Here is a 21,351-nt window from a genome sequence, read left to right as displayed (position 1 = left end):
ATGCCGATACAGGTTCTGCCGCCGCAGCTTGCGAACCAAATCGCCGCTGGCGAAGTGGTGGAGCGCCCTGCGTCGGTAGTGAAAGAGCTGGTTGAAAACAGCCTTGATGCAGGCGCTACGCGAATCGATATCGATATTGAACGCGGCGGCGCCAAGCTTATCCGTATCCGCGACAACGGCAGCGGCATCAAGAAAGATGAACTGGCGCTAGCGCTGGCGCGCCACGCTACCAGTAAAATCGCCTCGCTGGACGATCTCGAAGCCATTATTAGCCTTGGCTTCCGTGGCGAAGCGCTGGCCAGTATCAGCTCTGTTTCCCGTTTAACGCTCACCTCCCGTACTGCTGAGCAGCAAGAAGCGTGGCAGGCTTACGCCGAAGGGCGTGATATGGCGGTGACGGTCAAACCCGCCGCGCACCCGGTGGGCACCACGCTGGAAGTGCTGGATCTGTTCTACAACACACCGGCGCGCCGTAAATTTATGCGCACGGAAAAAACCGAATTTAACCATATCGATGAGGTGATACGCCGCATTGCGCTGGCGCGTTTCGATGTCACCCTCAATTTGAGTCATAACGGCAAGCTGGTGCGCCAGTACCGCGCGGTCGCCGAAGGGGGGCAAAAAGAGCGCCGTCTTGGGGCGATTTGCGGTGCCGCCTTTCTTGAACACGCGCTGGCCATTGAGTGGCAGCACGGCGATTTATCCCTGCGCGGCTGGGTGGCGGACCCTAAACAGACCACGGCGGCTTTCGCTGAGATCCAGTACTGCTATGTGAACAGCCGAATGATGCGCGACCGGTTAATCAATCACGCCATCCGACAGGCCTGTGAAGATAAACTGGGTGCCGATCAGCAACCCGCTTTTGTGCTCTACCTGGACATCGATCCACATCAGGTGGATGTCAATGTGCACCCGGCGAAGCATGAAGTGCGTTTCCATCAATCGCGGCTGGTACATGACTTTATCTACCAGGGGGTGCTCAGCGTGCTGCAACAACAGTTCGACACCCCCTTGCCGCTAACGGATGAACCCGCCCCCCGCGCGTTACCAGAGAACCGAGTGGCAGCAGGGCGTAACCAATTCTCTCAACCGTTGGTCGCCCGTGAACCGGATGCTCCACGCATGCCAACCAGCGCTGCTCCGGCTTCCCGTAACAGCGGCAATACAGGCGCGACGCCCGGCTGGCCGCATGCACAACCGGGTTACCAAAAGCAGCAGGGCGCGCTGTATCGTCAGTTGCTGGATACGCCTGTTGTGGAGCGCAAAAGTGAAGCGCCACAGCCTGCAGCGCCCGCGCTGGAAGGGTACAGCCAGAGTTTTGGCCGCGTCTTAACGCTGATTGCGCCGCACTACGCACTGCTTGAGCGCAACGGGCAACTGGCATTGTTGGCGCTTCCCGTTGCGGAACGGTGGTTACGCCATGCACAGCTTTCTCCGGCCAATGCGCCGGCCTGCGGTCAACCGTTGTTGATTCCGGTGCGTTTAAAAATTTCTGCGCAAGAGCGCGCGGCGTTGAAACAGGCGCAGCCGGTGTTGGCAAAAATGGGCATTGAATTTGTACCGGATGGCCAGTACGTAACCATTCGTGCTGTGCCTTTACCCTTGCGCCAACAAAATTTACAAATCTTGATTCCCGAACTGATAGGCTACCTGGCGCAGCAGACAAGCATTGATGCGGCGAATATTGCCCAATGGCTGGCTCGTCATCTGGCGAGCGATCATCCGCAATGGAGTGTGGCGCAGGCGATTACCCTGCTGGCCGACGTCGAACGGCTTTGTCCGCATCTGGTGAAGTCCCCACCAGATGGTTTATTACAACCTGTTGATCTACAAACGGCGATGAACGCCCTGAATGATGAGTGAAGTGAGTAAGGCTGGCCTGCCTAAGGCTATTTTTCTGATGGGGCCGACGGCCTCGGGTAAAACGGCGTTAGCCATTGCGTTGCGTAAAGTTTTGCCTGTTGAGTTGATAAGCGTGGATTCTGCCCTTATCTATCAGGGCATGGATATCGGTACCGCAAAGCCGAATGCGGAAGAGTTACACGCCGCACCGCACCGGTTGTTGGATATTCTCGACCCGGCGCAGGCGTATTCCGCAGCGGATTTTCGCCGCGATGCGTTGGCGGAAATGCATGCGATCACCGAGGCAGGACGCATTCCGCTGCTGGTGGGCGGTACGATGCTCTACTTCAAGGCGCTGCTGGAGGGGTTATCACCCTTGCCATCAGCGGATGCAAAAGTCAGAGCGGACATTGAAAAACAAGCGGCAGAGCGTGGATGGGAAGCGTTGCACCAGCAGTTGCGGGAGATCGATCCGGTTGCTGCAGCACGGATTCATCCAAATGATCCGCAAAGGCTTTCCCGGGCACTGGAAGTTTTTTTCATTTCGGGTAAAACTTTAACAGATCTGACGCAAACGTCGGGAGACGCTCTGCCTTACCAGGTGCATCAGTTCGCCATCGCCCCGGCGAGCCGTGAACTGCTCCATCAACGCATTGAGCAGCGGTTTCATCAGATGTTGGCTTCAGGTTTTGAAGCAGAAGTGCGGGCGCTTTTTGCTCGCGGAGATTTGCATACGGAGATGCCTTCCATTCGTTGTGTGGGATACCGCCAGATGTGGTCGTATCTTGAAGGTGAGATTTCATACGATGAAATGGTTTATCGAGGTATTTGCGCCACGAGGCAGTTAGCCAAGCGACAGATGACATGGCTGCGCGGCTGGGATGGCGTTCACTGGTTAGAGAGTGAAAAGCCAGAAAAGTCTTACCAGGACGTGTTACAGGTTGTTCGTGCTATCGCAGGGTGAATGTGTACAATTAAGTCGTATCGTGCGCGAATTTTTTACGCAGTTTTCAGAGCCTTCGGGTTCTAAGTACAAAACAAGCATATAAGGAAAAGATAGAATGGCTAAGGGGCAATCTTTACAAGATCCGTTCCTGAACGCACTGCGTCGGGAACGTGTTCCAGTTTCAATTTATTTGGTGAATGGTATTAAGCTGCAAGGGCAAATTGAGTCTTTCGATCAGTTCGTGATCCTGTTGAAAAACACGGTCAGCCAGATGGTCTATAAGCACGCGATTTCTACTGTTGTTCCATCTCGTCCGGTTTCTCATCACAGCAACAATGCGGGCGGCGGTACCAACAGTAACTACCATCATGGTAGCAACGCGCAGGGCTCTGCACAGCAGGACGGCGAAGAAACCGAATAAGGTTTTTGCTGTTTATCTACATCGGGGAGCCAGAAGATCTGCGTTCCCCGCTGATCTTTTTTGAGGGTTTACGCTTGTTTGACCGTTATGAAGCCGGTGAGCAGGCGGTACTGGTACACATCTATTTTTCGCAAGACAAAGATATGGAAGACCTCCAGGAGTTTGAATCTCTGGTCTCTTCCGCCGGTGTCGAAGCAATGCAGGTGATTACCGGTAGCCGTAAAGCACCGCACCCTAAGTATTTCGTTGGCGAAGGTAAAGCAGTAGAAATTGCGGATGCCGTAAAAGCCGTGGGTGCCTCCGTTGTGCTCTTTGATCATGCGCTGACCCCTGCCCAGGAACGTAACCTGGAAAGACTGTGCGAGTGTCGTGTAATCGATCGCACCGGTCTGATTTTGGATATTTTTGCCCAGCGTGCTCGTACGCACGAGGGGAAATTGCAGGTTGAACTGGCGCAACTGCGCCACCTGGCGACGCGTCTGGTGCGTGGCTGGACCCACCTTGAGCGACAAAAAGGCGGGATTGGTTTGCGCGGTCCGGGTGAAACCCAGCTCGAAACCGACCGTCGTTTGTTGCGTAATCGTATTACCCAGATCCTGGCGCGCCTTGAGAAGGTTGAAAAGCAGCGTGAACAAGGGCGTCGCTCCCGCACGAAAGCCGATATTCCAACGGTTTCGCTGGTGGGTTATACCAACGCCGGCAAGTCGACGCTGTTTAACCAGATCACCGAAGCGCAGGTGTATGCGGCAGACCAACTGTTCGCAACGCTGGATCCCACGCTGCGTCGTATCGATGTAGCGGATGTCGGGGAAACGGTGCTGGCGGATACCGTAGGGTTTATCCGTCATCTGCCACACGATCTGGTGGCGGCATTTAAAGCGACCTTGCAGGAGACGCGTCAGGCGACGCTGCTGATGCATGTGATCGATGCTGCCGATCTCCGTGTGCAGGAAAACATTGACGCAGTGAATACGGTGCTTGAAGAAATTGAAGCGCACGAGATCCCGACGCTGTTGGTCATGAACAAGATCGATATGCTGGAAGAGTTCGAGCCGCGTATCGACAGGGATGAAGAGAATAAACCAATCCGCGTCTGGCTCTCTGCGCAGACCGGTGTTGGCGTACCACTGTTATTCCAGGCTTTGACGGAGCGTCTTGCCGGGGAAGTGGCGCAGCACACGCTGCGTTTGCCTCCGCAGGAAGGACGCCTGAGAAGTCGGTTTTATCAGCTTCAGGCAATAGAAAAAGAGTGGATGGAAGACGATGGCAGCGTAGGTATGCAGGTGCGTATGCCGATTGTTGACTGGCGTCGACTCTGTAAACAAGAACCGGCACTCGAAGAGTACGTCGTCTGACCGGCACAGGCCTGAAGATTTTTCCCCTTTGGGGGTGCCCGCCAGTTCGGGCATACACCGCACGATAGACATATATGGAGCACATACATGGCGTGGAATCAGCCCGGTAACAACGGACAAGACCGCGACCCGTGGGGAAGCAGCAAACCAGGCGGCAACTCTGAGGGAAATGGAAACAAAGGCGGTCGCGATCAGGGGCCACCTGATCTGGATGATATCTTCCGCAAACTGAGCAAAAAGCTCGGTGGCTTGGGCGGGGGTAAGAGCTCAGGCGGCGGCAATCCAGGTTCTTCTGGCCCGCGCAGTCATATGGGTGGGCGCGTTGTCGGCATCGTTGCCGCGGCCGCCGTGATTATCTGGGCTGCTACCGGGTTCTACACCATCAAAGAAGCGGAACGCGGCGTGGTTACCCGCTTTGGTAAGTTCAGCCACCTGGTGGAGCCGGGTCTGAACTGGAAGCCGACCTTTATTGATAATGTCACTGCCGTCAACGTCGAGTCCGTGCGTGAACTGGCCGCGTCCGGCGTTATGCTCACCTCTGATGAGAACGTGGTTCGCGTTGAGATGAACGTGCAATACCGCGTGACCGATCCGGAGCGTTACCTGTTCAGCGTGACCAGCGCCGACGACAGCCTGCGTCAGGCGACGGACAGCGCCCTGCGTGGTGTGATCGGTAAATACGTGATGGATCGCATTCTGACCGAAGGCCGTACCGTTATTCGTAGCGATACCCAGCGTGAGCTGGAAGAGACCATTCGTCCGTATAACATGGGTATCACCCTGCTGGACGTTAACTTCCAGGCCGCTCGTCCGCCGGAAGAGGTGAAAGCCGCGTTTGATGATGCTATCGCCGCCCGTGAAAACGAGCAGCAATATATTCGTGAAGCGGAAGCGTACACCAACGAAGTGCAGCCGCGTGCTAATGGTCAGGCGCAGCGTATCCTCGAAGAGGCGCGCGCTTATAAAACGCAGACCATTCTGGAAGCACAGGGTGAAGTGGCTCGCTTTGCGAAGCTGCTGCCGGAATACAAAGCCGCGCCGGAAATCACCCGCGAGCGTCTGTATATCGAGACCATGGAAAAAGTGCTGAGTCATACTCGCAAAGTGCTGGTGAACGATAAAGGTGGCAACCTGATGGTGCTGCCGCTGGACCAGATGCTGAAAGGTGGCAATGCGCCTGCGGCAAAGAGTGACAGCAGTGGCGCGAACAACTTGCTGCGCCTGCCGCCTGCGTCTAACTCTGGCAGCAGTGCGAACAGCGCCCCCGCAACGTCTGCGGGAGACATCATGGACCAACGCCGCGTTAACGCGCAGCGTAACGACTACCAGCGTCAGGGGGAATAACGATGCGTAAGTCAGTTATCGCGATCATCATCATCGTGCTGGTAGTGCTCTACACCTCCATTTTTGTGGTGAAAGAGGGTGAGCGCGGCATTTCACTGCGCTTTGGTAAAGTTCTGCGCGACGATGACAACAAACCGTTGGTGTTTGCGCCAGGCCTGCACTTCAAACTGCCATTTATTGAATCGGTTAAAATGCTGGATGCCCGTATCCAGACCATGGATAACCAGGCGGATCGCTTTGTCACTAAAGAGAAGAAAGATCTGATCGTCGACTCCTACATTAAGTGGCGCATCAGTGATTTCAGCCGCTACTATCTGGCGACCGGCGGCGGTGACGTCTCCCAGGCGGAAGTTCTGCTGAAACGTAAGTTCTCTGACCGTCTGCGTTCTGAAATCGGCCGTCTGGATGTGCGTGACATCGTGACCGACTCCCGTGGTCGTTTGACGCTGGAAGTGCGCGATGCGCTGAACTCCGGTTCCGCGGGTACTGAAGATGAAGTGTCGACCCCGGCGGCAGATGATGCGATTGCCAAGGCCGCTGAACGCGTCACCGAAGAAACGAACGGTAAAGTACCGGTCATTAACCCGAACAGTATGGCAGCGTTAGGTATTGAAGTGGTGGACGTGCGTATCAAGCAGATCAACCTGCCGACCGAAGTGTCCGAGGCGATTTACAACCGTATGCGCGCCGAGCGTGAAGCGGTAGCCCGTCGTCACCGTTCGCAAGGTCAGGAAGAGGCGGAAAAACTGCGCGCCACTGCGGATTACGAAGTGACCAAAACGTTGGCGGAATCTGAGCGTCAGGGGCGTATCCTGCGCGGTGAAGGCGATGCGGAAGCGGCGAAGCTGTTCGCCGATGCCTTTAGCCAGGATCCGGACTTTTATGCCTTTATCCGTAGCCTGCGCGCGTATGAAAGCAGCTTCGAGAGCAACCAGGATGTGATGGTGCTCAGCCCGGACAGCGATTTCTTCCGTTATATGAAGACACCGAGTTCCGCGACACGCTAAGATAGCGTCAGCGGTTTTCATGATAAAAAAACCACCGCCCGATTTAAGGCGGTGGTTTTCTTTTTGGAAGGATCAGAAATGAATTCAACAATATGGCTTGCCCTGGCGCTGGTACTGGTGTTTGAAGGCCTTGGTCCGATGTTCTATCCGCGCGCATGGCGTCGTATGATCGCCTCCCTGAGTTTGCTGCCGGATCATATTTTGCGTCGTTTTGGCGGTGGGCTTGTGGTTGCGGGAGTGGTTATCTACTACATGTTGAGGAAAACGATTGGCTGAAGCAAAAGCGGTTATTTTGCTGTCATTTTGCCCGGAAAAAGTGCTGAATCTGAAAAAAAGCGGTGGTAGAATCCATTTTTAAGCAAACGGTGATTTTGAAAAATGGGTAACAACGTCGTCGTACTGGGCACCCAATGGGGTGACGAAGGTAAAGGGAAGATTGTCGATCTTCTGACTGAACGGGCTAAATATGTTGTGCGCTACCAGGGCGGTCACAACGCAGGCCATACTCTCGTAATCAACGGTGAAAAAACCGTCCTCCATCTTATTCCATCAGGCATTCTTCGTGAAAACGTCACCAGCATCATCGGTAACGGTGTCGTGCTGTCTCCAGCTGCGCTGATGAAAGAGATGAAAGAACTGGAAGACCGTGGTATCCCGGTTCGTGAACGTCTGCTGCTGTCTGAAGCATGCCCGTTAATCCTCGATTATCACGTTGCGCTGGACGTTGCGCGTGAAAAAGCGCGTGGCGCGAAAGCCATCGGCACCACGGGCCGTGGTATCGGGCCAGCATACGAAGACAAAGTTGCCCGTCGCGGTCTGCGCGTTGGCGACCTGTTCGATAAAGCGACTTTCGCCGATAAACTGAAAGAAGTGATGGAATACCACAACTTCCAGTTAGTAAACTTCTACAAAGTGGAAGCGGTTGACTACCAGAAAGTGCTGGACGACGTGATGGCGATTGCTGACATCCTGACCGCTATGGTCGTCGATGTTTCCGATCTGCTGGATCAGGCACGCAAACGCGGCGACTTCGTGATGTTTGAAGGCGCACAGGGTACGCTGCTGGATATCGACCACGGTACTTATCCGTACGTCACCTCTTCTAACACTACCGCAGGCGGCGTCGCCACTGGTTCCGGCCTTGGCCCACGTTATGTTGATTACGTACTGGGTATTATCAAAGCTTACTCTACGCGTGTGGGTGCGGGTCCGTTCCCGACTGAACTGTTCGATGATATCGGCGAGTTCCTGTGCAAACAGGGTAACGAATATGGCGCGACCACAGGTCGTCGTCGTCGCACCGGTTGGCTGGACACCGTTGCGGTGCGCCGTGCGGTGCAGATCAACTCCCTGTCTGGCTTCTGCCTGACCAAGCTGGATGTGCTGGATGGTTTGAAAGAAGTGAAACTCTGCGTGGGCTACCGCATGCCGGACGGCCGCGAAGTGACCACTACGCCGCTGGCAGCAGACAACTGGGAAGGTATTGAGCCGATTTATGAATCAATGCCTGGCTGGTCTGAATCGACGTTTGGTGTGAAAGAGCGCAGCGGTTTGCCACAGGCAGCGCTGAACTACATCAAACGTATTGAAGAACTTACCGGTGTGCCGATCGATATTATCTCTACCGGGCCGGATCGTACGGAAACGATGATCCTGCGTGACCCGTTCGACGCATAATGCTGTTCCGGGGCGTGTTGATCGCGCCCCGTCTCCTCGCTTTTTTTACCCTTCTGTTCAAATAAATTAGCGGCCTGACAGCTGGCTGGTTTATCATCAATAGAGTTAATACCTGTGGGTATCTCACCCTTTCCCATTTATTGAGGTTGATGTGCAGTTAACAAGCTTTACCGATTACGGTTTACGCGCCCTGATTTACATGGCGTCGCTGCCGGAAGGACAAATGACCAACATTACTGAAGTAACGGAAACGTATGGTGTGTCCCGTAATCATATGGTTAAGATAATCAATCAACTCAGTCGTGAAGGCTATGTCGCGGCCGTCCGTGGGAAAAACGGTGGGATTCGCCTGGGCAAACCGGCGCAGGATATTCGTATTGGTGATGTTGTGCGCTCCCTCGAACCCCTTTCGCTGGTCAATTGCAGCAGTGAATTCTGCCATATCACCAGCGCCTGTCGCCTCAAAATGGCGCTTTCCAAAGCCGTGAAAAGTTTTCTCAAGGAGCTGGATAACTACACGCTTGCCGATTTGGTTGAAGAGAATCAACCGCTTTACAAATTATTGCTGGTGGAATGACGAAAATTACCGCCAGAGCTGACAACGGAGGAACCGCAATGTCACAAGATCCTTTCCTCGAACGCGAATCTGAAAAATACACCAACCCCATTCCCAGCCGCGAATTCATCCTCGATCACTTAGCAAAACGTGAAAAACCCGCCAGCCGGGACGAACTGGCCGTTGAGTTGAACATCGAAGGCGAAGAACAAAATGAAGCGCTACGCCGCCGTCTGCGTGCCATGGAGCGCGACGGACAATTGGTCTTTACCCGCCGCCAGTGCTATGCCTTACCGGAACGCCTGGACCTGCTGAAAGGCGTGGTCATTGGCCACCGCGACGGCTACGGCTTCTTGCGCGTAGAAGGGCGTAAAGACGATCTCTACCTCTCCAGCGAACAGATGAAAACCTGCATCCATGGCGATCAGGTGCTGGCACAACCGCTTGGCGCGGATCGCAAAGGTCGCCGCGAAGCGCGCATTGTACGTATCCTGGTGCCGAAAACCAGCCAGATTGTTGGCCGATACTTTACCGACGCAGGCGTGGGTTTTGTGGTGCCGGACGACAGCCGGTTGAGCTTTGATATCTTAATCCCCCCGGAAGAGATCATGGGCGCTCGCATGGGCTTCGTAGTGGTGGTGGAGCTGACGCAGCGACCGACCCGTCGCACCAAAGCGCTGGGGAAAATCGTCGAAGTGCTTGGCGATAATATGGGAACCGGTATGGCAGTGGATATGGCGCTGCGCACCCATGAAATTCCCTACCTGTGGCCGACAGAAGTTGAAAAAGAGATTGCCGGGCTGAAAGAGCAGGTGCCGGAAGAAGCAAAAGTGGGCCGCGTGGATTTACGCGATCTGCCGCTCGTTACCATCGACGGCGAAGATGCTCGCGACTTTGATGACGCCGTGTTCTGCGAGAAAAAACGTGGCGGTGGCTGGCGCTTATGGGTAGCAATTGCCGATGTGAGTTACTACGTGCGTCACGGCACCGCGCTGGACAACGAAGCACGCAACCGCGGCACGTCGGTCTACTTCCCGTCGCAAGTGGTGCCGATGCTGCCGGAAGTGCTCTCTAATGGTCTGTGCTCTCTGAACCCGCAGGTGGATCGGTTGTGTATGGTCTGCGAAATGACCATCTCAGCAAAAGGCCGTTTAACCGGCTTTAAATTCTACGAAGCGGTGATGAGTTCGCACGCGCGGCTGACCTATACCAAAGTGTGGCATATCCTGCAGGGCGATCAGGATCTGCGCGAGCAATATGCGCCGCTGGTGAAGCACATTGAAGAGCTGCATAACCTGTATAAAGTCCTCGACCAGGCGCGTGCAGAACGTGGCGGCATCTCGTTTGAGAGCGAAGAAGCGAAGTTTATCTTCAATGCTGAGCGTCGCATCGAACGCATTGAACAGACCCAGCGCAACGATGCGCACAAACTGATTGAAGAGTGCATGATCCTCGCCAATATCTCCGCCGCGCGCTTTGTGGAGAAAGCCAGCGAGCCTGCGCTGTTCCGTATTCACGATAAACCCTCTAACGACGCGATCACGGCGTTCCGCAGTGTGCTCGCTGAGCTCGGTCTGGAACTGCCTGGCGGCAACAAACCCGAGCCGCGCGACTATGCGGAGCTGCTGGAGTCGATTGCCGATCGCCCGGATCATGAGATGCTGCAAACCATGCTGCTGCGCTCTATGAAACAGGCGATCTACGATCCGGAAAACCGCGGCCACTTTGGGCTGGCGCTGCAATCCTACGCACACTTTACTTCACCGATTCGCCGTTACCCGGATCTGTCGTTGCACCGCGCCATTAAATATCTGCTGGCGAAAGAGCAGGGGCTGAAAGGCAACAGCACCGAAACCGGCGGCTGGCATTACAGCATGGAAGAGGTGCTGCAACTGGGCCAGCACTGTTCGATGACCGAACGTCGCGCTGATGAAGCCACGCGTGAAGTGTCGGACTGGCTGAAATGCGACTTTATGCAGGATCAGGTAGGCAACATCTTCCCGGGTGTGATCGCCAGCGTGACCGGCTTTGGTTTCTTTGTGCGCCTGGATGATCTCTTTATTGATGGTCTGGTGCATGTCTCTTCGCTGGATAATGACTACTATCGCTTTGACCAGATTGGTCAGCGTTTGATTGGCGAATCCGGCGGGCAGACTTACCGTTTGGGCGACCGCGTGCAGGTGAAAGTCGAAGCGGTCAATATGGACGAGCGTAAGATCGACTTCTCGCTGATCTCCAGCGAACGCGGTCCGCGCAATGTCGGTAAAACCGAGCGTGAACGCAGCAAGAAAGGCCCGGCAGGAAAAAAAGTCGCCGGGAAAAAACCGCCGCGCCGCCAGATGGGCAAAAAGGTGAACTTTGAGCCGGACAGCGCCTTCCGCGGCGAACCGGGGAAAGGCAAACCGAAAAAAGCCAAAAAACCGTCGGCGAAGACGCAAAAAATCGCCGCCGCCACCAAAGCAAAACGTGCGGCGAAAAAGAAAGTCGCGCAGTAATATTCCCGAACCCCTTCCTGTGAAGGGGTTTTTTTATGGTTAGTTATTTTCTGCAAATCGATATTTAGTATTTATCGTTAGCCTGCGCAGCCAGATGTATATAGTGAATACCCATCTCTTATTCACCGAATAAAAAACCGAAGCCTTTTCGCTTCGGCATATCTCTGTTTTGCAAGGAGCGATTATGCATCTGGCCCGTTTTCCCCGCCTGACATTAGGTCATTTTCCAACGCCGTTGGAACCTCTGAATAATTTAAGCGCGTTACTCGGTGGTCCCAAATTATGGATCAAACGCGACGACGCCACGGGTCTTGCGACCGGCGGCAATAAAACCCGCAAACTGGAGTTCTTACTGGCGGATGCGCTGGCATTAAACGCCGACGTCATCATTACCCAGGGGGCGACGCAATCAAACCATGTGCGCCAGACTATCGCCGGGGCGGCGAAACTCGGGTTACCGACCAAAGTGCTGTTGGAAAAGCGGGTAACGGATTTTGGTGAAGAGTATCAGCGTTCCGGCAACAACCTGCTGGACGACTTGCTCGGCGGCGAGATTGTCGCGCATCTGCCGGGCGGTACGGATATGCAGCAGGCCATGGAAGAGCTGGCGCAACAGTTGCGCGAGCAAGGGCACAACCCGTATGTCATTCCCGGTGGCGGTTCAAATCCAATCGGCGCGCTGGGCTATGTTGCCTGTGCGGAAGAGCTGCTTTTCCAGTCATCCCAGCTACGTTTGCGCATTGACAGCGTGGTGCATGCTACTGGCAGCACCGGTACACAAGCCGGGCTGGTGGCCGGGTTTAGCGCCACCAATAGCCAGGTGCCGGTACTGGGCATCAGCGTTCGCGCGCCGAAAGCGAAGCAGGAAGAGAATGTCTGGACGCTGGCATCACGTACTCGCGAACTGCTTGGCGTGAAGGGGGAACTGCCGCGCGAAGCGGTGGTGGCTAACAGCGATTACGTCGGCGATGGCTACGGTCTGCCAACAGAAAGCATGCTGGAAGCGCTGACGCTGTTTGCCCGTCATGAAGGTATTTTGCTTGATCCGGTCTACTCCGGAAAAGGCGCCGCCGGGCTTATTGATTTGATCCGTAAAGGCCACTTTAGTCGTGACGAAAACGTGGTGTTTATTCACACAGGCGGTTCGGCCGGATTATTTGGTTATCGTCAGGTGCTGGAGGCGCACGTCCGCCATGGCTAAGCCTTTTTTGCTTGGCGTGCTGGGCGGCATGGGGCCGCTTGCCACCCTGGATTTCCAGCATAAATTGCTGGATGCCACTCCCGCTGACAGCGATCAGCAGCAACTGCCATCGGTGGTCTGGAATGTGCCGCAGGTCGCCGACAGGCAAAAAGCCCTCGCCGGGTTGGGGCCATCGCCGTTGCCGCAATTACTGCTCGGTATCGAAAAGCTTAATCAGGCTGGTGTCAGCCATATTGTGATCCCCTGTAATACGGCGCATCACTGGTTTGATGAACTCAGTTACGCCAGCGCGGCACCGTTGCTGCATATTGTTGATGCCACCCTTGAAGGGCTGGTGGCGCTGCCGCAAAAACCACAGCGGGTAGGGCTGGTTGCCACACAAGGGACGCTGGATGCGGGTTGGTACCAGCGTGCGCTGGCGCAGAAGGGCATGGAGGTGTTGCTGCCTACCGCTGACGAGTTGCAGCAGTGGTTTGTGCCGGGCTGTTATGCGGTGAAGCGCGGTGCGTTGCCTGAAGGCGGCGAGTTGCTGAGTTTACAGGCGCAGGCACTTCTGGCTCGCGGTGCTGAGCAATTGCTACTGGCCTGTACCGAGGTGCCGCTTGCGCTGCGTGCGGTAGCTGCGCCGTTTCTTTCTCTGACCCACGATCCGGCGCAATTACTGGCGCAGCGCTGTGCGGAAATATGGCTTGAATATCGTCATTCTTATTTCCCGCATACCCAAAGCAATAATTGGAATAAATAAAAGAGCCGCCAGTGGATATAGTGATCCAGCGCTAATAATGTCGTCATTTAAAGGTTAAATAAAATGAAAAAAGGTCTCTGCTTATTATTGGCAGCGGGTAGCTTATGGGCCAGCACCAGCATCGCCGCCACGCCGACGGAAGTCCGTGTCGCGTATAGCGGCGGTTCACAAGTATTAATGCTGGCAAAAGCCGACGGCTCGCTGGATAAAGCCTTACACAGCCCGGTGAAATGGGTGCAATTTGCCTCTGGTGCCGATGCGTTAAATTATTTCGCCAGTAACGCTATCGATATTGCCAATTTCGGCTCCAGCCCGGCGACTGCGGGTATTGTACGAAAACTGCCGGTGGAAATTATCGGTGTATCGGGGGTGATTGCCAGTTATGAACGTTTAATTGGCAAAGATGGCATTAACACTATCCGTGATATTGAAGGTAAACGAGTGGCTTATCCGCCAAACTCCACTGCGCAATATGCGCTGGAAGCGGCGATAAGCGTTAACAAACTCGACCGCAGTAAAATAACGCTGTTGCCGCTGCGCCCGGCAGAGATGGTTGCGGCATGGAAACGCGGTGATATTGATGCCGGTTACGTTTGGGCACCGTTTGCCCAGGAACTGGAAGCTTCCGGTGGGCATCAGGTGTTCGCCACCAAAGATCTGCAAAAAGCGGGTTACCTGATTTACAACAACTATGTGGTGCGTAAAGCCTTCGCGGAGCAGTACCCGGACGCGGTGACGGCGTTCCTGCGTGTACATCAGCAGAAAGTGGATGAGTTCAAGAAAGATCCCGAACGTGCCGCTGCGATTGTCGCGAAAGAGGTGGGGGCACCAGTGACCACAGCCGCTAACACCCTCGGCGGGCTGGAATACCCGTCGCTGAGCGAACAAGGGACGGCAGCGTGGCTGGGTAACGGCACGCACACCTCCGACAGCGGTATTGGTAAAGCGTTGAGCAAGACCTCCGATTTCCTTGCCGGGATCGGTGAACTGCGTAAGCGCGATATCCCGGCCAACTGGGATGCGGCGATCGACTCCCGCTACATTCGCGATGCGGCGGCTACCGCGCAATGAAATTGAGTCAGCATATCGCTATCAGCGTGCTGTCGGTGGCGGTTTTCTTCATGCTCTGGCAAGTGGCGGCGACCCGGCAGTGGGTCGATCCACTGCTATTACCGTCATTGACCGACATTGGCCTCACGGCGGAAGAGCTGCTGGCGGACGGTTACCGTCAGGTGCCGCTGTGGCAGCATATTGTCGTAAGTCTGGCGCGTGCGCTGAGCGCTTTTGCCGTCGCCATTGCAATTGGTATTCCGTTAGGGCTGTTGATGGGGTTATCCGACGGTTTGTCCGCTGTGCTTAACCCCTTTGTGCAGTTTCTGCGGCCATTGCCGAAAATCGCCCTGATCCCGCTGGCGGTGGTATGGCTGGGGATTGGTGAAGCCTCGAAATTTTTCCTCATCTTTATCGCCACCTTCTTAAGCGTCGTGGTCGGCGCCAGCGCAGCGGTGGAGCGCATTGGCCGGGCGCGTATCCGCGTAGCGCAAACCCTCGGTGCATCCAGGAGGCAGATTTTCCTGCGTGTGGTACTGCCGGATGCGCTGCCGGAACTGTTTACCACCGTACGTCTGTCGATTGGCATCGGCTGGACCTCGCTGATTGCGGCCGAAATGGTGGCGGCCAGTTCTGGCCTGGGGTGGATGGTGATCAACGCCAGCTCTTATCTGCGCACCGACATTGTGATGCTCGGCATTTTGCTGCTGGGCGGCATTGGCTATTTACTGGATTTATTACTGCTGGGGCTGCAACGGTGGTTAGCGCCCTGGGCGGGGAAAGAGTGATGACGGCACATATCGCACTGGAAAATGTCTCCCTGACGTTTGCCGCTAAACCACAGCCGTTTACGGTGCTGGAAGATATTTCGCTGGCGTTGTCGCCAGGGGAATTTGTCGTGCTGCTTGGGCCATCTGGCTGTGGAAAATCCACCATCCTTAACCTGGTGGCGGGGTTTACAAAGCCAGACAGCGGGCAGGTGCTGGCGGGCGGTCAGACGGTGCAACAACCCGGCCCCTCGCGGGGGATGATTTTCCAGCAGCCGAACCTGTTTCCGTGGTTATCGGTGCTGGATAACGTCACCTTTGGCCCGCGGTTGGGAAAACATCACAAAGCGGAGGTGAACGCCCGGGCGCTGGAGTGGTTGGCGCGCGTTGGGCTCAAAGGGTTTGAACACCATGCACCATGGCAGCTTTCTGGCGGTATGAAACAGCGGGTGGCGCTGGCGCGCGCCTGGTTGCCCGGCCCGGATGTGCTGCTGCTGGATGAGCCGTTCGGCGCACTGGATGCACAAACGCGGCTGATGATGCAGGAGCTGCTGCGCGAAGCATGGCTGGAAACCCGTACCACGCTGCTGTTTGTGACCCATGATGTGGAAGAAGCGCTGTTTCTCGCCGACCGCATTCTGGTTATGTCGGCGCGGCCGGGCAAGATCGTTGAGGAAATTACGTTGCCGTTTGGCCGTGACCGTGACATTGAAACCCTTGTCGGACATCCTCAATACGGCGCTATCAAGCAGCATGTCCTGCACCGGGTCAGGCTGGAGGCGAAACGGCACCTGAGTTAGCGCGGGCGGGTGGTTCGTTCTGGGGCGTGTGTCGGGTATAATGGCGCCAGGTGATGACAATCACAGCCCAATAACGCGGCGCAAACCGCCCCAAATGAGTACCATCAATGAGTGAAATGATTTACGGCATCCACGCGGTGCAGGCCCTGTTGGAGCGCGCTCCGGAGCGTTTTCAGGACGTTTTTATTCTGAAAGGCCGCGAAGACAAACGTCTGCTGCCGCTGATCCACGCACTGGAAGCGCAAGGCGTGGTGATCCAGGTGGCGAGTCGCCAGTATCTGGATGAAAAAAGCGAAGGTGCGGTTCATCAGGGGATCATTGCACGCGTGAAACCGGGGCGTCAGTATCAGGAAAACGATCTGCCGGATCTGATCGCCAGTCTCGATCAGCCGTTCCTGTTGATCCTGGATGGCGTCACCGATCCGCATAACCTTGGCGCATGTTTGCGTAGCGCCGATGCGGCGGGTGTGCATGCGGTGATCGTGCCGAAAGACAAATCTGCTCAACTGAATGCTACCGCGAAAAAAGTCGCCTGTGGCGCGGCGGAAAGCGTACCGCTGATCCGCGTAACCAACCTTGCCCGCACGATGCGTCTGCTGCAGGAAGAGAATATCTGGATCGTAGGTACTGCCGGTGAAGCAGACCATACTCTGTTCCAGAGCAAAATGACTGGCCGTCTGGCGCTGGTGATGGGCGCTGAAGGCGAAGGTATGCGCCGCCTGACCCGCGAGCACTGCGATGAGCTGATCAGCATCCCGATGGCGGGAAGCGTTTCGTCGCTGAACGTCTCGGTCGCCACAGGCATCTGTCTGTTTGAAGCCGTGCGCCAACGCGGTTTGTAAGCGGCGAAGTACAGAGAAACCACCCTTATTCGGGTGGTTTTTTTTACCGTTAACGCTGGTACTATTCGCGGGCAGGTATTTCACCCTTATTGCGATGAAATGATCAGGATAGAAAAGATGGCATGGACTGTAGAAACACTGAGCGCAGCATTATTACAATCAGCAACGCTGGACGTAAATATTCAACGCGAAGCGGACGCTTTAATTCTGACGCTGGATGATTACGGCGACTTACAACTCAACGTGCTGCTGACCTCCCGGCAAATCATTATCGAAACCTATATTTGCCCGCTGAACGAAATTAAGCATCAGGATGCGTTTAATGCCTTCCTGCTGCGCAACCAAAAACTGTTACCGTTATCTTCTGTTGGCATCTCGCCTGTCGGCGGCGAAGAGTACTATGTCGCGTTCGGCGCACTGTCACTCAACTCGTCGATCGACGATATTCTGCTGGAAATCACCACGCTTGCTGAAAATGCGCTGGATCTCGCTGAATTAACAGATGATTTTACCCAATAACTGAGCTGGGAGTGATGGTATGGGAATTTTAAAAAGCCTCTTTACGCTGGGTAAATCGTTTATTGCTCAGGCGGAAGAGTCGATTGAAGAAACGCAGGGCGTACGCATGCTGGAACAGCATATTCGCGATGCGCGCACGGAACTGGATAAGGCAGGAAAATCCCGCGTTGACCTGCTGGCGCGCGTGAAACTGAGTAACGACAAGCTGGACGATCTGCGCGAGCGTAAAGCCAGTCTTGAGGCGCGTGCGCTGGAAGCGATGGCGAAAAATGTCGATGCGGCGCTGCTCAACGAGGTTGCAACGGAAATCGCCCGTCTGGAAAACGCCATTACTGCGGAAGAGCAGGTGCTGAGCAACCTTGAAACGTCACGCGATGCGGTTGAAAAAGCGGTCACGGCGACGGCGCAACGCATTGAGCAGTTTGAGCAGCAATTGGAAGTGATTAAAGCGACTGAAGCGATGCAGCGTGCGCAGCAGGCGGTGACGACGTCCACTGTTGGCGCATCTAACAATGTGGCGACGGCGGCAGAATCGCTAAAACGTCTGCAAACGCGTCAGGCTGAACGTCAGGCGCGACTGGATGCGGCCACCCAACTTGAAAAAGTGGCTGACGGGCGCGATCTGGATGAAAAACTCGCGCAGGCAGGCATTGGCGGCAGCGATAAAACCTCCGCGCAGGATGTACTGGCCCGACTGCAACAGCAACAAAAACAGTGATGCTCTCTTTTCTTAAAAACCTGCTGGGGCGGCCTGATGCGGCGGCCCCGGAAAGAGGTCCGCTTGGATTGCATCTGCACGCCGGGTTTACTATTGATACGCTGCTGTTTCGTTTGTGCGAAGAGGAATTGTTGGTCACGCTGCCCGGCGAAGAGTACACCATTGGCGCTTGCGGCAGCTTTGACCTGGGCGCAGGGTGCATGATCCACCGTTACTACACCACCGGCGATGAGTTCCTGCAAATCAGCACCTCTGGCGGTCTGGAAACCAGCAATATCGATGATATCAAGCTGTTCGTGTATGAAGAGAGCGCCGGTGTTTCCGGTGAGAAAACCTGGCGGGAGATGCTGAGCGCAAAAACCATGGGCAAGCCGTCGTTACGTTGGCGCGATTGCCTGTGGCAGCGCGTGTTTAATGCGGAAGAGCGCGCCGATATCGAGCCGATTTATACGCTGGAAACCGTCAACAACCCGGCTGGAGCATGCTGGGAAGTGCATAACTTTATGATGGCCTATCAGCGAGAAGTCACCGACGGTGTGTTTGAGTATCTCTTGCTGAACGGCGAAGAGACGTTTAATGAACAAAATCAGCCCGAGTGGATCTATTCGCGCGCGCTGGGTGTCGATATTCCCCTGACATCATTAAAGATCATAGGATAATTATGGGAACGGAAATTCATATTCTGGGTTCACTGCTGGCGTTTGGTTCGTATTTCTTTATTGGCATTGCCATGGTGCTCTTTTTTCTTTTTGTTTATACGCATATTACACCCCATGACGAATGGCGATTAATTAAAGAGAACAATATCGCCGCGTCGTTAGCATTCAGTGGTTCACTGTTGGGGTATATTATTCCTCTTTCCAGTGCAGCTATTAACTCTGTCAGCATTCCGGATTATTTAATTTGGGGCTTTATTGCACTGGTGGTGCAATTAATGGTCTACGGCGGTGTACGTCTGTATATGCCGAATCTGAGTGATAAAATTATTAACGGTAACACTGCCGCCGGGGTGTTTATGGGGGCGGCAGCGCTGGCGGGCGGAATTTTTAATGCCGCCTGCATGACATGGTAATGGACAAATCATGGCCAGAAAGAGAAAGACCCGGCAAAAAAATTATATTCTGTCGCCAGCGCAAAGCCGCAGCCAGCGCTCGCTTTTGTCACCGCCGAAAGAGCGTAAAAGCGGGCAATATCTGACACTGGCAATTATGGGCGGAGCCGCTTTCTTTGCGTTAAAAGGCTGCAGCGATCATAAAGATGATAACGATGGTGACGGCGTTTATTACACCTCCCAGCAGGATTGCGTCGACGACGGTAATACTGCGCAGGTGTGTAATGATGCGTGGAATAATGCGCGCATGAGCTTTGAGCAAGAAATCCCGACGAATATGTCGCAGCCCGCGTGCGTGCAGCAATATGATCATTGCTACTACGACAATATCGGTCAGCGCTGGATGCCAGTACTCAGCGGTTTTTTACTCAGTAAAGCCATCAGAAAAGACCGCGATGAGCAGTATAGCTACAGCAGCGGCGGCTCTATGTACTCTTCCCGCCCGGTGTGGCGTAACAGCGATGGCGACTATAGCTGGCGCTCCGGCGGCAGCACCAGTAATACCAGTGCGAGCAGCCACTATGGATACACCACCAAAAAGGCGACCACTTTTTCCCGTGGTGGTTTCGGGCGCTCCTCCAGCGCACGCGGAAGCTGGGGAGGATAACGATGCTACGACATGATGTTGCTGTTCGCCCCGGGCTTGAACGGATTGCTCGCGATCATGGTTTCGACTTCCATATTATTGATAACGAAATCTACTGGGACGAAAGTCGGGCGTACCGTTTTACGCTGCGGCAAATTGAGGAACAGATCGAAAAACCCACGGCAGAGTTGCATCAAATGTGCCTTGAAGTGGTGGATCGCGCCGTAGCCGATGAAGCTGTCCTGACACAGTTGGCCATCCCACCGCTCTACTGGGATGCCATTGCTGATAGCTGGCGCAGCCGCGATCCTTCGCTCTACGGGCGTATGGATTTTGTCTGGTGCGGCAAGGAGCCGGTGAAGTTGCTGGAATATAATGCCGACACGCCAACATCGCTGTACGAATCCGCTTATTTCCAGTGGCTCTGGATGGAAGATTCCCGGCGCAGCGGCGTTATCCCTCGCGATGCCGATCAGTACAATGCTATCCAGGATAAGCTGATCGCCCGTTTTGCTGAGATACAGGGGCGCCATCCGCTCTATTTTTGTTGCTGTAAAGATACTGAGGAAGATCGTGGAACGGTGCTTTATCTGGAGGATTGTGCGCGTCAGGCGGGTCTGGATACACGCTTTATCTACATCGACGATCTCGGGCTGGGTCTTGGCGGCGTGTTGACGGATCTGGATGACAATGTCATTCGTCAGGCCTTCAAGCTCTATCCGCTGGAATGGATGATGCGCGACGAGAACGGCCCCTTGCTATGTAAGCGCCGTGAGCAGTGGCTGGAGCCGCTATGGAAGAGCATTCTCAGCAATAAGGGGTTATTACCTCTGCTGTGGCGTTATTTCCCTCACCATCCCAACCTGCTGCCTGCGTGGTTTGATGGCGAAAAGCCGCTGCTGGCACCGGGTGCAAGCTATGTGCGTAAGCCGCTGTTTTCCCGCGAGGGGGGGAATGTCACCATCCTCGACGGTGCGCATAACGTCATTGATCACGAAGATGGCGATTATGGTAACGAGCCGATGATTTTCCAGGCTTTTCAGCCGCTACCGCGTTTTGGTGACAGCTACACATTGATTGGTAGTTGGGTGGTGGATGATGAAGCCGTTGGTATGGGCATCCGCGAAGACTGCTCGTTGATCACCAAAGATACCTCCCGTTTTATTCCGCATTATATCGCCGGGTAACTCCGCTTAGCTGCAGGCCCGGTGGCATCAGTGCAGCCGGGCGCATTGTGCTGGCACTCTTGCTGAATTATGTGAGTTGTTTCACGAATGTAGGGTGCAAAATCGTTGCCTTGTGACTCTACTCCCATGCAGTGTTTGCTCGGGCTGTCCATACTTATAGCGACTGCCACTGACGGAGGGAC

General features: G+C 54.9%; 22 protein-coding genes. All 22 read left to right on the top strand.

Annotated elements, in window-relative coordinates; translation table 11 throughout:
• A complete protein-coding gene (gene mutL, locus O9K67_RS22340; protein ID WP_061498469.1) occupies positions 1–1,863 on the top strand; it encodes a DNA mismatch repair endonuclease MutL in 1,863 nt (620 codons plus the stop codon).
• Positions 1,856–2,806: a tRNA (adenosine(37)-N6)-dimethylallyltransferase MiaA gene (gene miaA / locus O9K67_RS22335; protein WP_061500221.1), complete on the top strand. Its 951-nt coding sequence runs from the start codon at positions 1,856–1,858 to the stop codon at positions 2,804–2,806. The genes mutL and miaA overlap by 8 nt, the downstream gene beginning before the upstream one ends.
• Before the next feature lie 97 nt (positions 2,807–2,903).
• Positions 2,904–3,209 (top strand): RNA chaperone Hfq, encoded by a 306-nt coding sequence (hfq, locus tag O9K67_RS22330; RefSeq protein ID WP_061498466.1) that lies wholly within the window; start codon positions 2,904–2,906, stop codon positions 3,207–3,209.
• Positions 3,210–3,283: 74 nt separating this feature from the next.
• A complete protein-coding gene (gene hflX / locus O9K67_RS22325; RefSeq protein ID WP_061500219.1) occupies positions 3,284–4,564 on the top strand; it encodes a ribosome rescue GTPase HflX in 1,281 nt (426 codons plus the stop codon).
• A gap of 87 nt (positions 4,565–4,651) precedes the next feature.
• Entirely contained in the window at positions 4,652–5,908 is a 1,257-nt protein-coding gene (gene hflK, locus O9K67_RS22320; protein WP_061498463.1) for an FtsH protease activity modulator HflK, read from the top strand.
• A 2-nt stretch (positions 5,909–5,910) separates the two neighbouring features.
• Entirely contained in the window at positions 5,911–6,915 is a 1,005-nt protein-coding gene (gene hflC / locus O9K67_RS22315; protein WP_061498460.1) for a protease modulator HflC, read from the top strand.
• A 78-nt stretch (positions 6,916–6,993) separates the two neighbouring features.
• The gene (locus tag O9K67_RS22310) at positions 6,994–7,191 is read left to right on the top strand and encodes a DUF2065 domain-containing protein (protein ID WP_061498457.1); all 198 of its coding nucleotides are present in this window, start codon (positions 6,994–6,996) and stop codon (positions 7,189–7,191) included.
• A gap of 102 nt (positions 7,192–7,293) precedes the next feature.
• Positions 7,294–8,592 (top strand): adenylosuccinate synthase, encoded by a 1,299-nt coding sequence (gene purA / locus O9K67_RS22305; protein ID WP_061498454.1) that lies wholly within the window; start codon positions 7,294–7,296, stop codon positions 8,590–8,592.
• 151 nt (positions 8,593–8,743) lie between these two features.
• On the top strand, positions 8,744–9,169 hold the full coding sequence (gene nsrR / locus O9K67_RS22300) for a nitric oxide-sensing transcriptional repressor NsrR (protein WP_061498452.1): 426 nt from the start codon (positions 8,744–8,746) through the stop codon (positions 9,167–9,169).
• Positions 9,170–9,207: 38 nt separating this feature from the next.
• The gene (gene rnr, locus O9K67_RS22295; RefSeq protein ID WP_061498449.1) at positions 9,208–11,643 is read left to right on the top strand and encodes a ribonuclease R; all 2,436 of its coding nucleotides are present in this window, start codon (positions 9,208–9,210) and stop codon (positions 11,641–11,643) included.
• A 184-nt stretch (positions 11,644–11,827) separates the two neighbouring features.
• Positions 11,828–12,844 carry a D-cysteate sulfo-lyase gene (gene cuyA, locus O9K67_RS22290; protein WP_061498446.1) on the top strand — a complete coding sequence of 339 codons (1,017 nt, stop codon included), beginning with the start codon at positions 11,828–11,830 and terminating at the stop codon, positions 12,842–12,844.
• The gene (gene cuyB / locus O9K67_RS22285) at positions 12,837–13,589 is read left to right on the top strand and encodes a cysteate racemase (RefSeq protein WP_061498442.1); all 753 of its coding nucleotides are present in this window, start codon (positions 12,837–12,839) and stop codon (positions 13,587–13,589) included. Before cuyA ends, cuyB begins: the two co-directional genes overlap by 8 nt.
• A gap of 63 nt (positions 13,590–13,652) precedes the next feature.
• Positions 13,653–14,660 (top strand): taurine ABC transporter substrate-binding protein, encoded by a 1,008-nt coding sequence (locus O9K67_RS22280; RefSeq protein ID WP_061498440.1) that lies wholly within the window; start codon positions 13,653–13,655, stop codon positions 14,658–14,660.
• On the top strand, positions 14,657–15,427 hold the full coding sequence (locus O9K67_RS22275; protein ID WP_061498437.1) for an ABC transporter permease: 771 nt from the start codon (positions 14,657–14,659) through the stop codon (positions 15,425–15,427). Before O9K67_RS22280 ends, O9K67_RS22275 begins: the two co-directional genes overlap by 4 nt.
• Positions 15,427–16,206, top strand: coding sequence for an ABC transporter ATP-binding protein (locus O9K67_RS22270; protein ID WP_061498434.1), 780 nt, complete (start codon positions 15,427–15,429; stop codon positions 16,204–16,206). The genes O9K67_RS22275 and O9K67_RS22270 overlap by 1 nt, the downstream gene beginning before the upstream one ends.
• Before the next feature lie 107 nt (positions 16,207–16,313).
• Positions 16,314–17,048 carry a 23S rRNA (guanosine(2251)-2'-O)-methyltransferase RlmB gene (rlmB, locus tag O9K67_RS22265; protein WP_061498431.1) on the top strand — a complete coding sequence of 245 codons (735 nt, stop codon included), beginning with the start codon at positions 16,314–16,316 and terminating at the stop codon, positions 17,046–17,048.
• A 117-nt stretch (positions 17,049–17,165) separates the two neighbouring features.
• On the top strand, positions 17,166–17,567 hold the full coding sequence (locus O9K67_RS22260) for a YjfI family protein (RefSeq protein WP_061498428.1): 402 nt from the start codon (positions 17,166–17,168) through the stop codon (positions 17,565–17,567).
• 19 nt (positions 17,568–17,586) lie between these two features.
• A complete protein-coding gene (locus O9K67_RS22255; protein WP_061498425.1) occupies positions 17,587–18,285 on the top strand; it encodes a PspA/IM30 family protein in 699 nt (232 codons plus the stop codon).
• Positions 18,285–18,944, top strand: a complete 660-nt coding sequence (locus O9K67_RS22250; RefSeq protein ID WP_061500216.1) for a DUF2491 family protein — start codon at positions 18,285–18,287, stop codon at positions 18,942–18,944. Before O9K67_RS22255 ends, O9K67_RS22250 begins: the two co-directional genes overlap by 1 nt.
• 14 nt (positions 18,945–18,958) lie before the next feature.
• Positions 18,959–19,357 carry a DUF350 domain-containing protein gene (locus O9K67_RS22245; RefSeq protein ID WP_061500214.1) on the top strand — a complete coding sequence of 133 codons (399 nt, stop codon included), beginning with the start codon at positions 18,959–18,961 and terminating at the stop codon, positions 19,355–19,357.
• 10 nt (positions 19,358–19,367) lie between these two features.
• The gene (locus O9K67_RS22240) at positions 19,368–20,003 is read left to right on the top strand and encodes a DUF1190 domain-containing protein (protein ID WP_061498423.1); all 636 of its coding nucleotides are present in this window, start codon (positions 19,368–19,370) and stop codon (positions 20,001–20,003) included.
• Positions 20,004–20,005: 2 nt separating this feature from the next.
• A complete protein-coding gene (locus tag O9K67_RS22235) occupies positions 20,006–21,169 on the top strand; it encodes a glutathionylspermidine synthase family protein (RefSeq protein WP_061498411.1) in 1,164 nt (387 codons plus the stop codon).
• Positions 21,170–21,351 lie beyond the last annotated feature (182 nt).

Origin of the sequence: Kosakonia oryzendophytica, from assembly GCF_027886705.1 — a bacterium.
Classification (GTDB): domain Bacteria; phylum Pseudomonadota; class Gammaproteobacteria; order Enterobacterales; family Enterobacteriaceae; genus Kosakonia; species Kosakonia oryzendophytica.
The sequence above is the reverse complement of the archived record's forward strand: the minus strand, read 5'-3'. Positions and strand labels throughout refer to the sequence as shown.

Excerpts from the sequence above, each read along its gene's own strand:
- O9K67_RS22255 (WP_061498425.1), top strand. The coding sequence starts at position 17,587 with ATGGGAATTTTAAAAAGCCTCTTTACGCTGGGTAAATCGTTTATTGCT.
- hflC (WP_061498460.1), top strand. The coding sequence starts at position 5,911 with ATGCGTAAGTCAGTTATCGCGATCATCATCATCGTGCTGGTAGTGCTC.
- O9K67_RS22260 (WP_061498428.1), top strand. The coding sequence starts at position 17,166 with ATGGCATGGACTGTAGAAACACTGAGCGCAGCATTATTACAATCAGCA.
- purA (WP_061498454.1), top strand. The coding sequence starts at position 7,294 with ATGGGTAACAACGTCGTCGTACTGGGCACCCAATGGGGTGACGAAGGT.
- O9K67_RS22250 (WP_061500216.1), top strand. The coding sequence starts at position 18,285 with ATGCTCTCTTTTCTTAAAAACCTGCTGGGGCGGCCTGATGCGGCGGCC.
- miaA (WP_061500221.1), top strand. The coding sequence starts at position 1,856 with ATGAGTGAAGTGAGTAAGGCTGGCCTGCCTAAGGCTATTTTTCTGATG.
- mutL (WP_061498469.1), top strand. The coding sequence starts at position 1 with ATGCCGATACAGGTTCTGCCGCCGCAGCTTGCGAACCAAATCGCCGCT.
- O9K67_RS22275 (WP_061498437.1), top strand. The coding sequence starts at position 14,657 with ATGAAATTGAGTCAGCATATCGCTATCAGCGTGCTGTCGGTGGCGGTT.
- cuyA (WP_061498446.1), top strand. The coding sequence starts at position 11,828 with ATGCATCTGGCCCGTTTTCCCCGCCTGACATTAGGTCATTTTCCAACG.
- hfq (WP_061498466.1), top strand. The coding sequence starts at position 2,904 with ATGGCTAAGGGGCAATCTTTACAAGATCCGTTCCTGAACGCACTGCGT.
- cuyB (WP_061498442.1), top strand. The coding sequence starts at position 12,837 with ATGGCTAAGCCTTTTTTGCTTGGCGTGCTGGGCGGCATGGGGCCGCTT.
- O9K67_RS22235 (WP_061498411.1), top strand. The coding sequence starts at position 20,006 with ATGCTACGACATGATGTTGCTGTTCGCCCCGGGCTTGAACGGATTGCT.
- rlmB (WP_061498431.1), top strand. The coding sequence starts at position 16,314 with ATGAGTGAAATGATTTACGGCATCCACGCGGTGCAGGCCCTGTTGGAG.
- O9K67_RS22240 (WP_061498423.1), top strand. The coding sequence starts at position 19,368 with ATGGCCAGAAAGAGAAAGACCCGGCAAAAAAATTATATTCTGTCGCCA.
- O9K67_RS22280 (WP_061498440.1), top strand. The coding sequence starts at position 13,653 with ATGAAAAAAGGTCTCTGCTTATTATTGGCAGCGGGTAGCTTATGGGCC.
- hflK (WP_061498463.1), top strand. The coding sequence starts at position 4,652 with ATGGCGTGGAATCAGCCCGGTAACAACGGACAAGACCGCGACCCGTGG.
- O9K67_RS22270 (WP_061498434.1), top strand. The coding sequence starts at position 15,427 with ATGACGGCACATATCGCACTGGAAAATGTCTCCCTGACGTTTGCCGCT.
- rnr (WP_061498449.1), top strand. The coding sequence starts at position 9,208 with ATGTCACAAGATCCTTTCCTCGAACGCGAATCTGAAAAATACACCAAC.
- O9K67_RS22310 (WP_061498457.1), top strand. The coding sequence starts at position 6,994 with ATGAATTCAACAATATGGCTTGCCCTGGCGCTGGTACTGGTGTTTGAA.